General features: G+C 40.3%; 13 protein-coding genes. 6 read left to right on the top strand and 7 right to left on the bottom strand.

What is annotated here, in order from left to right:
- Nucleotides 1–135: 135 nt before the first annotated feature.
- Both hfq and MTO68_RS06555 read right to left on the bottom strand, forming a co-directional pair.
- A complete protein-coding gene (gene hfq, locus MTO68_RS06560; protein ID WP_244015413.1) occupies nucleotides 136–513 on the bottom strand; it encodes an RNA chaperone Hfq in 378 nt (125 codons plus the stop codon).
- A gap of 159 nt (nucleotides 514–672) precedes the next feature.
- A complete protein-coding gene (locus MTO68_RS06555) occupies nucleotides 673–1,005 on the bottom strand; it encodes a hypothetical protein (RefSeq protein ID WP_239046145.1) in 333 nt (110 codons plus the stop codon).
- Nucleotides 1,006–1,156: 151 nt separating this feature from the next.
- Between MTO68_RS06555 and MTO68_RS06550 the strand changes: the two genes are divergently transcribed.
- From MTO68_RS06550 to cueR, 6 genes are all read left to right on the top strand, one after another.
- On the top strand, nucleotides 1,157–1,840 hold the full coding sequence (locus tag MTO68_RS06550) for a heavy metal response regulator transcription factor (protein WP_004722117.1): 684 nt from the start codon (nucleotides 1,157–1,159) through the stop codon (nucleotides 1,838–1,840).
- On the top strand, nucleotides 1,830–3,221 hold the full coding sequence (locus MTO68_RS06545) for a heavy metal sensor histidine kinase (RefSeq protein ID WP_244015412.1): 1,392 nt from the start codon (nucleotides 1,830–1,832) through the stop codon (nucleotides 3,219–3,221). Before MTO68_RS06550 ends, MTO68_RS06545 begins: the two co-directional genes overlap by 11 nt.
- 263 nt (nucleotides 3,222–3,484) lie before the next feature.
- Entirely contained in the window at nucleotides 3,485–3,856 is a 372-nt protein-coding gene (locus tag MTO68_RS06540) for a copper resistance CopC family protein (RefSeq protein ID WP_244015411.1), read from the top strand.
- Nucleotides 3,857–3,994: 138 nt separating this feature from the next.
- Nucleotides 3,995–4,876 carry a CopD family protein gene (locus tag MTO68_RS06535; RefSeq protein ID WP_244015958.1) on the top strand — a complete coding sequence of 294 codons (882 nt, stop codon included), beginning with the start codon at nucleotides 3,995–3,997 and terminating at the stop codon, nucleotides 4,874–4,876.
- Nucleotides 4,877–5,280: 404 nt separating this feature from the next.
- A complete protein-coding gene (locus MTO68_RS06530) occupies nucleotides 5,281–7,764 on the top strand; it encodes a heavy metal translocating P-type ATPase (RefSeq protein WP_244015410.1) in 2,484 nt (827 codons plus the stop codon).
- 21 nt (nucleotides 7,765–7,785) lie between these two features.
- Entirely contained in the window at nucleotides 7,786–8,250 is a 465-nt protein-coding gene (gene cueR, locus MTO68_RS06525; RefSeq protein WP_244015409.1) for a Cu(I)-responsive transcriptional regulator, read from the top strand.
- 1,520 nt (nucleotides 8,251–9,770) lie between these two features.
- Here the strand turns inward: cueR and MTO68_RS06520 are convergent.
- The 5 genes from MTO68_RS06520 to pcaG form a co-directional block, all read right to left on the bottom strand.
- A complete protein-coding gene (locus tag MTO68_RS06520; RefSeq protein ID WP_244015408.1) occupies nucleotides 9,771–12,194 on the bottom strand; it encodes a glucose/quinate/shikimate family membrane-bound PQQ-dependent dehydrogenase in 2,424 nt (807 codons plus the stop codon).
- Between the two features lie 16 nt (nucleotides 12,195–12,210).
- Nucleotides 12,211–13,536: a carbohydrate porin gene (locus MTO68_RS06515; protein ID WP_244015407.1), complete on the bottom strand. Its 1,326-nt coding sequence runs from the start codon at nucleotides 13,534–13,536 to the stop codon at nucleotides 12,211–12,213.
- 19 nt (nucleotides 13,537–13,555) lie between these two features.
- Nucleotides 13,556–15,010 (bottom strand): right-handed parallel beta-helix repeat-containing protein, encoded by a 1,455-nt coding sequence (locus MTO68_RS06510; protein WP_244015957.1) that lies wholly within the window; start codon nucleotides 15,008–15,010, stop codon nucleotides 13,556–13,558.
- A 26-nt stretch (nucleotides 15,011–15,036) separates the two neighbouring features.
- Entirely contained in the window at nucleotides 15,037–15,876 is an 840-nt protein-coding gene (gene aroD / locus MTO68_RS06505) for a type I 3-dehydroquinate dehydratase (RefSeq protein ID WP_244015406.1), read from the bottom strand.
- Between the two features lie 204 nt (nucleotides 15,877–16,080).
- A complete protein-coding gene (pcaG, locus tag MTO68_RS06500; RefSeq protein ID WP_034617756.1) occupies nucleotides 16,081–16,710 on the bottom strand; it encodes a protocatechuate 3,4-dioxygenase subunit alpha in 630 nt (209 codons plus the stop codon).

Below are 16,710 nucleotides of genomic sequence, written 5' to 3'. Positions count from 1 at the left end.
AATATTTAACAGGAAATGTTAAAGACTGAAAAACCAGACTAAAATCCTTATGCTGTCTATATATAGACAAAGGATCACTTAGATAAAGCCACTCAATTGTTTATATATTTGATCGGGCCTTGGATGATCTAATTTTCAAGTATTTTCATCTTCAGAAATATCTTCAAAGTGTTTTTCATCATTAAAACCATTTTCATAACCAAAGTCATTTTGGCTATCAAATGAATATTCACGATCATTTTCAAAGGTATTGTAACTGTGTTGATGATCAAATCTTGCAAGAGAGGCTTTGATATTTGAACGTGGATGGCGTGTCGGCAGAACAGTAGAAATTGAATGTTTATAGATAATTTGCATTTGCCCTACACTGTTCCTTAGTAACACGACATATGAATCAAAAGATTCAATATGCCCCTGTAACTTAATCCCATTGGTCAGAAAAATAAAAACTGGAATATGTTTTTTTCGGAGAGAATTTAACAGCGGATCTTGTAAGGTTTGAATTTTAGACATATGACACTCCCAAAACTTTTAAATACTTAAAAAATATCGTTTTTAAATAAAATTTATAATTAAACGCATCCTGCGAATTTTAATTTCTTTCAAAATAGATGAATCAACTTTGCCATCTATCCCCTAAGCTTTGAATTTCAACATGAATCTTTTATGGTGTTACTTACTTACTGTCGTAGAAATAGCTGGCATCGTCATATTTGAATGATCCATCTTCATCATCACATGTGCCATATCAACCCCACTCGATTGAGTCGTTTGTGCCATTTCAGTTGAATGTACATGCTGTTGCTCTGCATGTTCATTGTTAGACTTTTTGGCTTCATGCTGCGCATTACAAGGCTTTATAGAGCATTGCATTGGCGTTTTTTCTGCGGTTTGAGGATCCGTTTTATTCGGCATTTTAGAGGCATCTGCCCAAGATTGAGTCGTTATCATCAGCGTACCCAGACAAATCACGCTCATTAAACTGCGCTGTAAAATTGCTCGCATTTATACCTCTCCAAGCTTGAGATTCTTAAGTGGTACAATAAATCGGACTATTGAACATTAAGATGACTTGAAAGTGACATTTATGTAATCTATACCTTTCTTTAGTTTTATCACGCTATTATATTTTTAAAGAGTATTCTAGGAAGCAAACATGAGAATATTATTAGTCGAAGATGAACAAAAAACTGGGGACTACCTTAAACAAGGTTTATCTGAAGCGGGTTATATTACTGACTGGGTTACAGATGGGCTCACAGGTAAACAGTATGCACTTTCTGAAGATTACGATGTCATCATATTAGATGTGATGCTACCTGGGGTAGATGGCTGGCATATTATAGAAGCTGTGCGTAAAAATGGAAAAACCATGCCGATTTTATTCTTAACAGCGCGAGATCAAATTGAAGACCGCGTAAAAGGATTAGAGTTGGGTGCGGATGATTATTTGGTAAAACCTTTCGCGTTTGCTGAACTTCTCGCAAGAATAAAAAGCTTACTTCGTCGCGGACAGCAAAGAGAAGACAGTAACTTAATTAGTATTGCCAATCTTGAACTTGATATCAGAAAACGTCGTGTAACACGTGAGGGGCAACGTATTGACCTGACCGCGAAAGAGTTTGCATTGATGGAATTATTTATGCGTAGACGTGGTGAAATTTTGCCACGAGCGCTGATTGCCTCACAAGTTTGGGATATGAATTTTGACAGTGACACCAATGTTGTCGAAGTTGCAATTAAACGTTTAAGAAATAAAATTGACAGTAACTTTACACCTAAACTGATTCAGAATATTCGAGGAATGGGCTACGTTCTAGAGGTAGAAGATGAGGCGTAAGCTGTTCAATGCGATTAGTTTCCGAATCGCCATTATTTTTTCCCTCTCCACTGTAACGATTTTAATTATCATGGGCTTCGTGATACACCTCGGAGTCACACAACACTTTGAAAGTGAAGATCGAGTACTCCTTGAGGGAAAAATTCAGCTGATACAAAATCTATTAAAACAACATCCAACTAACTCTAAAGAACTTAATGTTGCATTAAAAGATTCTCTGATTGGACATGATAATCTGATTGTGCAAGTTGAACGGCCTGTGAATCAAATTGTATTTAATTCCGCACAAATGGCCATCGCACCACAAGTCATTGCCAACCCAGATCTTGAGCAATGGATTAGATGGGAAGTCCAAGATAAACATTATCGTGGACTGGTCTATCAAAATATTTTTGAAGACGATGAAGAGGCTCAATCTACCCAAATTATTGTTGCGATTGATACTTCAGAACACATGCTTTTTTTAAATGAATTTAAACATCAGCTATTTTATATTTGTTTAATTGCTGCACTGTGTTTAATGTTTTTAGGATGGTTTGCTGTTTGGCGAGGATTGCGTCCAATCAAAAGAATAGCCACAGTTGTAGAAGGGATTTCAGCGCAAAATTTATCTGAGCGCTTAGAGGTTGAGCATACCCCAACAGAATTAAAATCACTGACCATCGCCTTTAATGAAATGTTGGAGCGTTTAGAGTCGGCTTTAGAAAAGCTTTCAGACTTTTCATCGGATCTTGCCCATGAAATTCGTACACCGATCAACAATCTAATGACGCAAACACAAGTATGTTTGTCGCGCAGTCGAGATATCGATGCCTATAAAGAAGTCTTATTTTCAAATTTAGAAGAGTTTGAACATCTGGCAAGAATCGTCTCAGATATGTTGTTTTTGGCAAAAGCAGAAAATGGGCTTAACCTTAAAAACGTACAAACCATTCATTTATACGAAGAATTTAATACTTTATTTGAGTTTTATGATGCTTTAGCCGCAGAAAAACATATCACATTTCATCTGGTCGGTACTGGGAAAGTCAATGCAAATATTGCGATGCTACGCCGTGCGCTGAGTAATTTAATCTCCAATGCAATTAAATATGGCAAGTCGAATTCAGTCATTCAGATTAAATGCCAACAAACAGCAGATCACACCAGTTTTTCAGTTGAAAATGAAGGTCCTACCTTATCTCCTGAACAATTATCTCGGCTGTTTGACCGTTTCTATCGAACAGATGCCTCTCGTCAACGTGTTGAAGATGGTACAGGTTTAGGACTTGCCATTACCAAGTCGATATTGGCCTTACATGGTGCAAGCATCCAAGCAGAATCACGAGATGGTTTAGTGATCTTCACAGTGATTTTTAAAAATGAATATCTGCCAACATGATCTACAGCGCAAAAGTATCTTAAATAAAATCACACCTTCAAGCAGCTGTTGAAAATACAGCTGTAAAAATTAAATCGCAAACCCATTATTAAAAATAATTAAACTTTTCTGACTAACAGATATTCAATTCGCCTTAAAAATCTTTTAATATTTATTATTGTTTAGTTTTTCTAAATAACAAAAGTGTAATTTTAAAGTCATTCTGATGTCTATCACGCTCTTTAATAATCAAGGTCTAAACACACCAGTAAAAGGAACATTCAATGAAATCCTCACAAAATAACATGACCAAACTACGTAATGCCTTATTGGGTACAGTGATACTCATTAGTGCGACCAATGCCATGGCTCATGTTGATTTAACCAGCAGTACCCCTGCAATGAATGCATCCATTACCACTGCGCCTAAAAGTTTAGTGCTTAATTTTAGTGGAGAAGTCATGTTAATGAATATTAAGTTACTGGATGCACAAAGAACCAATATTCCACTTAACTATAAAGTGAATCATGATCTAAAAAAAATATTTAATGTTCCTGTTCCCGCACTTAAAAAAGGCAAATATTTTGTTGTTTGGACAACAATGGGCAAAGATGGGCATAACATGAACAATGAATATAGCTTCACAATTAAATAAAACCAAAGAAATTGAAGATTGATAAACAACATTCAGCAAGCGACTGAACTGTTGTTAGGGTGTGTTGGCATTTCATCAATGGTCTGAGTTGTCGCAAACTGAGGCGAATTGTCAACAGACTCGAATAAAGGAAAAAAAATAATGTTCGAATTCTGGATCTGGTCAACTTGGCTAACAAAAATTACCTTATATCTCAGTACTGCTTTTATGATTGGCGGTGCTTTTTGTTATTTTTTACTTTGGCGTTATTCCAGCATAAAAGTAACACTACTCAAATATATGCACTTAGGTGCGACATTAGGTCTGGTTGGAAGCACTTTAGGCTTTTTTATTTTGGTAGGTAGCTTTGCCAACGTGGGGCTTTCTGGCATTTTTGATCAAACCTATCTCAATATCCTTTTAAATACAGACACTGGGCAAATACATATTGTCAGAATCATCAGTTTTGCCTTAATTTTTCTGCTTTTAACCATCAAATTGGGGAAAAAAACCACCCATATTGCCACTTTTGAAAAAATACTATTTGCGGTATTGCTTATTCCGATTCTTTATAGCTATTCCCAAATCGGGCATGTCACCAACTTACCATTTTTTGCTCAAATTCTACTCAGCATTCATGTTTTTTTCATGTCGTTATGGATGGGCTCACTATATCCTTTATGGAAAATGAGCCATAAAATCAGTGGTCGATCATTAAGAAAACTCATGGAAGCATTTGGGCGAATTGCAGCCTTTGTTGTCGGAATCTTAATTCTCTGTGGTATCACGATTGCACTGTTATTATTTAAAGATTTGAATACCTTAATCTATACCTCGTATGGTCATGGTTTTGTTCTTAAACTGGCATTTGTGGGGAGTATTTTATTACTTGCTGCTTTCAATAAATGGTTTCTTACTCCACGACTTGAGGAACCCTTATTTGCGCAATATTTAAGTTGTGCCATTTTATTTGAAATGTATCTGGGTTTATTGATTCTACTCACCACCAGTTACATCACCACCGTGGTTGGGATTGATTAAAAATACGGATATAAATCATTGAGTTGATAGCATTATCTTGCACTACAAACAAAACAATGCATCGTTCTTGCCCAGATAAAAAATGATCACGTTGAGTGAATGATATGGGTATTGAAAGTCCCTTCTTCCCCTTGGGGGAAGGCTAGGATGAGGGTGCTTTTATGTTGATTGATGCTTTAAAATGATTGATAAAAGAAGCCTTATATATAAGCAATAATGAACTAGGATTAAAAATAAAGGGGGTCAGCAAAACATCGTTTAAGAAAATATATTTTTAGGCTGTCCGTAAACTAAATTTTTATTGACAACAAGGTGTTATAAAAACTTGAATTGTTTTACTTGACCTTACCATTATGTCAAAGTTTAGGATTTAGATCATGGAATAAGACTTATAGGTATGACTTATGGAAAATAGATCACATGATCGTGTTTCTGATTTGAAAAGTAGTTTACAAATCAAGGGTATGAGTTGTGCAAGTTGTGTCAGTCGAATAGAAACAGCACTTAAAAAAGTCGATGGTGTCACCCAAGCATCTGTGAATTTAGCCACTGAACGTGCTGACATTACATCGAATATCAGCATTGATCGCCAAGCACTGATCAATGCGATTGAACATGCTGGATATGATGTCGTTGACGAAACCACAGAATTATCAATTGATGGAATGACTTGTGCCTCATGTGTCAGCCGTGTTGAAAAAGCACTAAAAGCTGTTCCCGGTGTTAAAGAGGCAAATGTAAATCTTGCAACTGAACGTGCAACAATTACAGGTACAGCCAATGTCACGGCTTTAATCGCAGCAATAGACAAGGCGGGCTATGATGCCAAACAAATTCAAAGCGCTATTCCAGATCAAGCAGAACACCTCGAAAAAAAAGATCAAGAACGCGCTGAGCTAAAACGAGACCTTATACTTGCCACTATTTTTGCCCTGCCTGTTTTTATATTAGAAATGGGTTCGCACCTAATTCCGGGCATGCACCATCTGATCGCTCAGACCATCGGGATACAAAATAGCTGGTATTTACAGTTTATTCTGACCACACTGGTTTTGGTGATTCCGGGCCGAAGATTCTATATCCACGGCTTACCTGCTTTATTGCATTTAGCCCCAGATATGAACTCGCTGGTTGCTGTAGGTACCTTGGCGGCTTATCTATTTTCCATCGTCGCAACATTTATGCCCAGCATCTTACCGGCTGGAACAGTCAATGTTTACTATGAAGCCGCTGCTGTTATTGTCGCTTTAATTTTACTCGGTCGTTTTCTTGAAGCGAAAGCCAAGGGACGTACTTCTGAAGCCATTCAGCGTTTAGTCAGTCTGCAAGCCAAAGTGGCCCATGTTTCTCGTGATAATCAAATCGTCGATATTCCAATCGACCAAGTTGTGGTGGGTGATTTTATCATTGTCAAACCCGGTGAACGGATTCCTGTAGATGGAAAAGTCATTGAAGGCAAAAGCTTTGTTGATGAATCGATGATTACTGGTGAACCAATCCCTGTCGAGAAAAAAATAGACAGTGATGTGGTCGGTGGTACCATCAACCAAAATGGCACCTTAAGCTTTAAAGCTGTCGCTGTAGGTGGCGAAACCATGCTTGCACAAATCATTCGTTTGGTTGAACAAGCACAAGGCGCGAAAATGCCGATTCAAGCTGTGGTTGATAAAATCACTTTATGGTTTGTACCTGCTGTCATGGCTGCTGCTGTACTGACGTTCTTGATTTGGTTAATTTTCGGCCCTTCCCCTGCTTTAACTTTCGCTTTGGTCAATGCTGTTGCTGTGCTGATTATTGCTTGCCCTTGTGCGATGGGTTTAGCAACACCAACCTCAATTATGGTCGGCACAGGACGTGGTGCTGAACTTGGGGTATTATTCCGTAAAGGTGAAGCATTACAACTACTGAAAGATGCCAACGTTGTTGCTGTAGATAAAACAGGGACATTAACCGAAGGTCATCCTGTACTGACAGATTTGGAAGTCACTGAATTTTTTCAGCGTGATCATGTCTTAAGTATGGTGGCAGCCGTTGAATCTCGTTCTGAGCATCCGATTGCCAAAGCCATCGTAGATGCAGCAATCAAAGAAAACCTGACCTTACCCAAAGTGAATCAATTTGATTCTGTGACAGGTATGGGCGTCTATGCAGATATCGATGAAAATGGAGAGATTCATATTGGAGCAGATCGCTATATGCTCCAACTCAATATTGATATTTCACCTTTTGCAAGCGCAGCACAACGTTTAGGTGATGAAGGTAAATCACCACTTTATGTGGCAATTCAGGGCAAGTTGGCAGGGATAATCGCAGTTGCAGATCCAATTAAATCAACCACGCCAAGTGCCATTAAAGCCTTACATCAACTCGGTCTTAAAGTTGCGATGGTGACGGGTGACAACGCCCGTACAGCACAAGCGATTGCTCGCCAGCTCGGTATTGACGAAGTGATTGCGGAAGTTCTCCCTGAAGGAAAAGTTAAAGCGGTACAAAGTCTTAAAGCAAAATATGGCAATATTGCATTTGTTGGTGATGGGATCAACGATGCACCTGCTTTGGCTGAAGCCGATGTCGGTCTTGCCATTGGTACAGGTACGGATGTTGCAATTGAGTCTGCGGATGTTGTATTGATGTCAGGTAATTTGCAAGGTGTTGCCAATGCCATTGCATTATCAAAAGCCACCATTGGCAATATTCATCAGAATTTGTTCTGGGCATTTGCGTACAATACCATGCTGATTCCAGTTGCGGCTGGGCTACTCTATCCTGCTTATGGCATCCTGCTTTCGCCAATCTTTGCAGCAGGTGCAATGGCTTTATCCAGTGTATTCGTCTTGGCCAATGCCTTACGTTTACGTCGTTTTCAACCCGCTTCTACTTTCGAGTAGAAGCTTGTAGAGAGAATCACCATGAATATTGGAAAACTGTCTCAAACTGTTGGAATATCTGCCAAAATGATTCGTTATTATGAGCAAATTGGTCTGATTCCAGCTGTGGGTCGAAGTAATGCAGGCTATCGTTCTTATTCCGATCAAGATGCTGAACGGCTCAAGTTTATTCGAAGCTCAAGATCACTTGGATTTTCAGTTGCAGAAATCGCAGATCTTCTGGATTTATGGAACAATAAAAATCGACACAGTGCAGATGTAAAGCAACTCGCACTCTCGCATATCGAAAAATTGGAAATCCGTATTACTGAATTGCAGGAGATGACCAATACTTTGCAAAACCTTATCAATTGTTGTGCGGGTGATCATCGACCGAATTGTCCAATTCTTGAGGGATTGCAAAAGCAAGATATTGAACTTCAAGAAAGCTACCATCAAAATGATTCTCTCTCTGTTTCTCCACTTGCGCAGCAAAAAGCTAAATAAGATTTAAATCCTCCCCCTTGCGAAGTAATACTTCTCACCTTTTTTAAAGAAAGGGGGCTTACAATGCCACACACCTTATTGTGAATAGTTTTAATTCATTTATTTAGGATAAAAATCCTCCCCTTTGCAAAGCTAATCCTCCCCCACCCTCCTTTAAGAAAGGAGGGGTTTTTCATTACTAAAATAAATTAAGTTTCATGCAACTCACTTCTTTTTCAGCGCAACGGGGCTTGCACTGCCTCATCTTATTGTGAATAGTTTTAATTCATTTGCGTAGGCGATGTAAACCTCTTGCTCTACCACATTCTTGTTCTACAAACAAAGCAATGCTTTGTTTTGCTCAGATGAAAAGAGACTTGCACTGCCTCATATTACAGTGAAAGGTTTAATTTAAGTTGCGTAGGCGATACCTTACTTTTGAAAGATCAAAAGTAACAAAAATCTTTCGTCTGGCGAGGGGTACATCCTTATACCCCCGCCAAACGGCGACATCCTTGTCGCCATGCGGTAGAAACACCGTGTAGGATTCAATGATGAAAAGGTACTTGCACAGCTTTAACTTAAATTGAGAAGTTTTAATTATTTTATGTAAGTTCTAGATCTTACATAAATCAAAAAATGATCTTAAAGCGTAAATTATATTGATATTGGAAGTTCCTTCTCCCGCTGGGAGAAGGTTAGGATGAGGGGCTTTTATATTGAATTTTGGGTTAGCACTGCCCCATCTTACGGTGAAAAGTATATATTTAATTTGTGTAGGCGATGCCTTGATAAAAACCCTTCCCCTTGCGAAGCGAATCCTCCCCCTTGCGAAGTAATACTTCTCACCTTTATCAAAGGAGGGAGTTTTCCATTACTCAAATTAATTGTGTTTCACTTAATTCCATCGCCCCAACGTCAGCATCCTTGTCGCCATGCGGTAGAAACACCGTGTAGGATTCAATGATGAAAAGGTACTTGCACAGCTTTAACTTAAATTGAGAAGTTTTAATTATTTTATGTAAGTTCTAGATCTTACATAAATCAAAAAATGATCTTAAAGCGTAAATTATATTGATATTGGAAGTCCCTTCTCCCGCTGGGAGAAGGCTAGGATGAGGGGCTTTTATATTGAATTTTGGGTTAGCACTGCCCCATCTTATGGTGAGAAGTTTTAATTTAATTTGCGTAGGCAATGCCTTAGATAAAAACCCTTCTCCTTGCGAAGCTAATCCTCCCCCTTGCGAAGTTAATACTTCTCACCTTTTCAAAGGAGGGAGATCTCCATTACTCAAATAGTTGAGTACTGTAATTAATTGGAATTTCTTTGACCGCTCTTAATTTAAGATCTTGCATAAAATGCATACATCATCCAATTAAATCAGATTATCTTGTCATTTTTTACAACATACCAAAAAGTAGATCAGCAGCATGTGTTATCAGAAAAAATTTAACTTACACCCAGCCAATTCAATTTTAAACCCATAAAAAAAACTGCAATCGCTTTACGATTGCAGTTCCATTTTTTAAACAGTTTTAGCTTACTTCAGACTATAGGCAATCACATAGTCACCATGATCTGGAGATTGTCGAGCACCGCCCGCAGTCACCATCACATATTGCTTACCTGTTTTAGGTGAAACATAGCTAATTGGTGTTCCTTGGCTACCGACAGGTAAGCGTGATTTCCACAACTCTTTACCTGAAGATGAATCTAAAGCACGTAAGTAGTAATCTTGCGTTGCAGCAAAGAACACTAAGCCCCCTTGTGTTGCCATTGGACCACCAATGGTTGGCATACCAATCGGTGCTTTTAATCCCATTTTTATGCCCATAGGTCCAGTGTCTTCGACTGTTCCCATTGGTACTTGCCAAGCGATCTGGCGAGTTTTCATATCAATGGCAGTCATGGTGCCATAAGGCGGTTTTTGACATGGGATATTCAACTTCGACCAGAAGCGATCTTTATTGACTTTATATGGTGTACCTTTCATCGGTACAGCACCCATACCTGTATTGACCTTTTCACCACCATTTGCCTGAATTGCCAAATCTTCTGGTGTTTGTTCGATCAGCTGAATCCATAAACCTAAACGCATGTCGTTGACAAACATATATTGATGGCTAGGATCAAAAGCAATACTACCCCAGTTCATACCACCCAAAGAGCCAGGAAAGCTTAACGATTTATCTTTACCCGGTGCAGTATATAAGCCTTCATAACGCATAGATTTAAAGCCGATACGACACATCAGCTGGTCAAACGGTGTTGCACCCCACATATCCGACTCAGTCAAAGTTTGATTACCAATTTGTGGCATTTCAACTGAACGTGGTTGGGTTAAACTATATTGTTCACCCGGAATATCGGCAGGTTTAACAGGCTGTTCAATCACTTGGGTTAATGGTTTACCTGTTAAGCGATCCAATACAAAGAATTGTCCAGATTTGGTTCCAATCACCACAGCAGGTTGATTCTTACCATCTTTCATTGGGAAATCAACCAAGCTTGGTTGCATCGGTAAATCAAAATCCCATAGGTCATTATGAACAGTTTGATAGACCCATTTTTCTTTACCTGTGCTTGCATCTAATGCCAAGACAGATGAATTATATTTATGATCCAAAGGTTGGCGGTTGCCTCCCCACACATCTACAGATGAGCTCCCCATCGGCATAAATACCGTGTTCATTTTTGGGTCATACGACATTGCCGCCCAAGAGTTTGCTGAACTGCGTTTATAGGTTTCGCCTTCTTTTAACACATGGTTTGGATCAGGATTACGTGGATCAAATGCCCAGCGTAATTGACCTGTGATCACATCATAAGCACGAATCACCCCACCCGGCATATCTGCGGCAAGGTTATCGGCAATACGGCTACCCACCACAATCCCTGTACCTGCAATGGTCGGTGCAGAGGTCACTTCAAAACGTGGTGCGGTAGTACCTTCACCCAAGCCTTTAAGTAAGTCAACCGTTCCATCAACACCAAAATCTTTACAACGCTCACCGGTGTCAGCATTGACCGCAATTAAACGGCCATCTGGTGTGTTGGTATACACACGGCGTAAACAAGCGGTATTATTAGCAACAGCTTGAACAGGTGTTGCACCTACCAACGTCGGTTGGGTTAAAGGTTCAGTTGAATCGAAGTAAGCCACACCACGACAACGTTCCCATGCATCCGATTTAGAATTTACTTCGGCTTTCCAAAGCTGTTTACCTGAGTCAGCCTCTAAAGCAAAAATATTGTTATGTGGCGTACATAAGTAAATCTTGTTGCCCACCTGTAAAGGGGTCATTTGATCTTCTGCACCGTTGCCTGAACCTGTAGTGAAATCACCTGTACGAAAACGCCATGCTTCTTTGAGTTGATGGACATTCTCACGGGTGATTTGATCAAGTGCAGCAAAGCGACTGCCGCCAGAATCCTGACCATAATGTTGCCAATTGCTTTGTTGCTGGTCTGCTTGAACAGGAACCAATGGCAATGCCTGACCTGAAGCTGCAACCGTTGGATGCGGTTGGAACATTTGATAAAGCCCAATCAACATACCTAAAACCGTGAGTGCACCCAAGCCATAAGCTGGCAAGCTTGCACTCGGTTGAAACTGGTAACGGCGAATCGCGGGCAAAGTAAACATCAATGCAGCGAATAAACCTGCTGGAAACATCAGTCTTGAAAATAAAGGCCAAAACTCCCAACCTGCATCCAGCAATGACCAGATGATGGTACCCACAAACACCAAACTAAACAGCCAGACACCGAGTGCTTTTTTCTTAAAGATAAAAATTGCTGATACCAGTGTGATTACACCAGAAATCACGAAATACCATGATCCTCCCAGTGTCGCTAACTTAACTCCGCCTACAGTAAAGAATGCTCCTGTTACAAGCAAAGCCAAACCTAAGATAAAACACCATATTTTTAATACGGTATGTGTCCTTGTAGATTCAGTCATACGTCATACTCCTAAATTAGAAATTCACACGCATGCTTAAACCAGCAACCCATGCATCATCCACTTCTTTTACACCCGCAGGCTGATGGATATATTGTAGGTTTGGTCGTAGCATGATTGCAGGTGACCATTGATAGGTATAGTTTAATTCAACATTGAGCTCATCACGTTGCACAGGCACATAATCTGTTGCAAACCTATCGTATTGGTCATAACCACGGCTGTTATTGGTGGCAATCTGACGATCTTTATAACGATCATTGACCATATAATTTGCAAGCCCAAATCCGATTGAATCATTAGGGCGACTGTCAAAAGGCCCTTTGTACCAGAGTGCAAGTTGTTGGGTACTTTGTACTGCCGTGGTGGCTTTATCATTGACAACTGCATTAAAGCTCACGAACAAACCACGTTTAGGGTCCTGCCCTTTTTGGCTCAGTTGTTGTTGTGCATTAAGCCAAAAACTATGTTTGCTATCATGCACCTTGCCTGCGATCGCAATATCATTGGCTTCAGCGGTCGAGTACAGCGCACCGACTTTATACTCGCCTGCTAAACCATCAAATGCTGCTAGTTTTGGACGCCACGCCAGTTCTACTGGAATGGTGGCACCTTTGACATTGCGCATATCCAAGTTAAAACCATCGTTTTTGCCAGTTTTAATGTTGTCAGGATTGACTTCATAAACACCGACACCGAGTGTCCACTCAGGTGCAAATTGGTACTTCACATTGGTTCCCCATAAACCTACGGGTAAGTTGTACCAAATCGAACCAATGGATTTGCCCAGTTGTCCACCACAAAGTAATAGGTTTTGGAACTCACATTGTGAACCATTAAAGTCATCCGACATGCCCATACGGCCAATCTTGAATTGAACCGTATTGTCAGCAAAGCCCTTTTTGACCCATGCTTGGGTCAGGCGCCAGATTTTGCCTCGTCCATAAATTTCTTGTGAATTGCCTAAAGCACCGGAACGTGGATCTTTAATGCTTTCTAAAGTTAAAGCATTACCATCACGTTTGGTGATTAAGATATTGGCTGTGGTGTCTTTCCAGCCCGCGATTTTATTTAAATCAAAGTTTGCACCCAACGCCAATTGCGCTGCATTTTCAAAGCTGTTGTTGTCGTGATAGCCACCGTCTAAATTGGTTGCAGCTTGGCTCATAATAGAGGCCGTAAATTTATAGCCGTCTTTTTCCAGTTGTTGGCGTTGCCCATTCCAATCGCCCAATAACCATTGACGATCTTGTGACCAAGCTTGCTCAGCAAAACTACTCTGAGCCATACACAGCGCAACGGCTAAACAGCTCAGTTTGATCGATAATCCATTTAAACTCATATTACTTCCTTATTATTTGTTATTTCAGTTTTACCGCTGAGCTAAGTTCAGATGTTGCACCTAGACGATCTGTGATATTGGCTGTGATCGATGCAACTTTCATTGTCGGTTTCCAAGTCACACTTGCTGTGCCTTGGGCATTGGTTGCAACAGTGCTTGAACCTAAATAAAACTCGGCTTCATTTGAGCTTGCTTGTGAGTTGCCAAAAAATTCAACTTGATAACGTTGATTTGGTTGTCCTTTTGCTTCTACCGTAATTTGACCTTTTGCTAAGGTCAATTTAGGTGCTTGAATATTTTGATTTGGTTGTGGATTACAGCCTTGTTCATTGGGTTGCTGGCAGGTCTTTTGTAAATTTGCTGGATCAATTTTTACACCATGACCACGTGAACCGACAAAGTGCGCATGTTCTAATCCCGGAATATCAAAAATGATTGCACCTAAACGTTGATTGGGCACACAGCTTCCACCCGCTTCACAGCGTTTGATGTCTTTGCCATTATTCCAAATTTGATTTTTGGTTAATGTGATACGCGCATTAGCATCTTTTTCTGAACGAATCGCAACACCGACTCGATTACCATGGACTTTATTGCTGTCAAAAATATTGCCATCACCGGTGAGGTTAAAGCCGTTGGAGTTATTGGTGAGTTCGTTATAGGCAATATAATTGCGTTTGCCCCAGTTGATCTGTAAGCCATCTGAATAGTTTTCAAACTTGTTGCCAATCACCGCATTGTCATTGCCCCATAAAATTTCAATGCCTTGTGATGGCTCTGGGTTTGCAGCAGTTGAAATAAAGTGATTATTGGCAACCAAGTTAAATGCAGCACCACGAGTTAACTCAAGTCCATCACCATTGTCTTGGAAATAGTTATTCAGCACTTTGTTGTTATTGGTCGTTGTTGCAGTTGGATTACCTTTACCATCATCCCCTGTCAACATCACCCCTGCACCACCATAGTTATGCATAATACGGTTATTTTGGATTAGGTTATTGCTGGCGCGGTTCATCAAGATCCCAATACAAAAACGACGAATCTCTAGCCCTTGAATGCTGACGCCGTTGATGTCACGTAACACAATCCCCGGTAAAGTTGTAGTACGAACATTGGTTCCGAACTGCCCTTCAACAGCCCCCGGACAAGCTTCAACCCCTGTACCTTTAATATAATTTGAGCCATCAATTGCGATAAACTCACCTGTTTTTGCCCACTGTGTACCAATGATTTTTACTGGTGCTTTAATTTCTGGCAGTGGGCTGTTGACCTTAATGGCATAAGGCGCTTGCCCAACCGCTTGAATCAAAATCTCACTGGCTTCACTTGGCTTACTGTTGGCTTGCTCAATCGCCCAACGTAATGAACCTTTTTCATGATCATCCTGATAGCGATCCACCACATAGCTTTCCGCCATTGCCAAACCAGAAACCGCTAAGCCAAGTGCCAACGTCGTTAAACGTAATGAAATCATTTTCATGTCTAAAAAATCCTTTTAAATTATGGTGTAGGTTGAACGGTTTTTAATAACTGTTTGAGTTGGGTCACATCAATTTGACCGGGCGCAGAAGCCTCACCGATCATGCCAAAACTAAAGCTGCCGCCCATATTGGCTGTGGCAATTCGAGAAATCGTCCCGAGTTTGCCCATCGACATGGTGAGCAATGGTTTTTTAGATTGCTGACTGACTTTTAAGGTCGCATTCATCAAAGTAAATACATCTTGTTTGCTTTGTGGCATCACTGCGATTTTAAGAATATCTGCACCAAGCTGATCTTGTTTAAGCAAGCGTTGAACGATTTCTGCTTCATCAGGGGTCTTTTTAAAATCGTGATTGGACATCACAATCAATACTTTTTGTTCATGTGCCAATTTAACGATGTTTTTCACCACTTGCGGATCTCGGAACATTTCTACATCCAGCATGTCCATAAAGGGTTTGCGTAAATAGGCCTGATAAGTTTTGCCATAATCCGCATCGCTGATGGTCAGTTGCCCGCCTTCGTTATGCGTACGAATGGTCGCGATCATGGGTTTAACCCCTAAAATCTGTTTAAGCTCATGTCCTAAAGCAATCACTTGCTTAGTGTCACTGGCAAAGTTGAGCAGATCTATGCGGAACTCAGCCAAATCCGCATCTGGATTATTGGCAATGATTTTTGCCTGTGCTAAGGCTTGTTCTTTGGTTTTTGCTGTAATTGGGACGATGGTTTTTACGGGGAGTTTTGCCAGTTCTGCAAGTTCAGCTGGGCTTTGTGAAACAGATTCTGCCTGTGTCATTTGAAAGGTAAATATGGAGCTAAGTGCAAGCGTCAATGCTGCAAGTTTTTGTAGTTTCATTTTTCATCTTCCTGAATAAATTATCCGTTTGTATATTGCGATTTCATTTAAATGCTTTTCGTCGATCTTAATCCCTCCTCATCCCTCCCTTGCGGAACCTCAATCGTTCCTTAGCTTTTAAAAAAAGAGGAGTATCGCGAATCTCAAGACTGAGATGATTCCAAAGCAAGACCTCTCTTTCAAAAAGAGAGATCTTAAGGATTGTTAAATATCAAAAAACACGGTTTCGTCTTCACCTTGAATGCGAATATCAAAGCGATACACGATTTCACCGTCGACTTCACTGCGTTTAGCAATCAGGGTTTGGCGGCGGACTGCCCACTCAATACTATTGAGTACAGGGTCATTGGCATTTGCTTCAACTTCATCGTCAAAATAAATACGGGTATGCAAACCAATGTTAATTCCACGAGCAAAGAGTGCGACTGCAATATGTGGTGCTTGAGTTGAACCTTTACGCCCTGCTACAGCCCCCGGTTTAATGGTGTCAAAACTCCAAAAACCTGTTTCAAAATTTGCGCCTGTACGCCCCCAGCCCTGAAAATGAGCATCGGCTGTTTTGCCTTGGGTATCGGCCTGACTTGGATAAACCCCATTGGCATCGGCTTGCCAGATTTCCAGCAATACATCTCTTAATGGTAAACCCAGTCCATCAAACACTTGACCTTCAATACGGATGCGTTGACCTTGAGTGTGTTGTTTCACCAACTGGTTATCGAAGCTATGTTCAAATACTTCAATATTGGCTTGTTGTGGCAATAAACCGATATGTACATAAGGACCACCTGTTTGTGATGGGGTTTCCTTAATTTCCTGAAAATTCCATGCATTCAT

This window comes from Acinetobacter sp. NyZ410 (assembly GCF_022828975.1).
GTDB classification, from domain to species: Bacteria; Pseudomonadota; Gammaproteobacteria; order Pseudomonadales; family Moraxellaceae; genus Acinetobacter; species Acinetobacter guillouiae.
The sequence above is the reverse complement of the archived record's forward strand: the minus strand, read 5'-3'. Positions and strand labels throughout refer to the sequence as shown.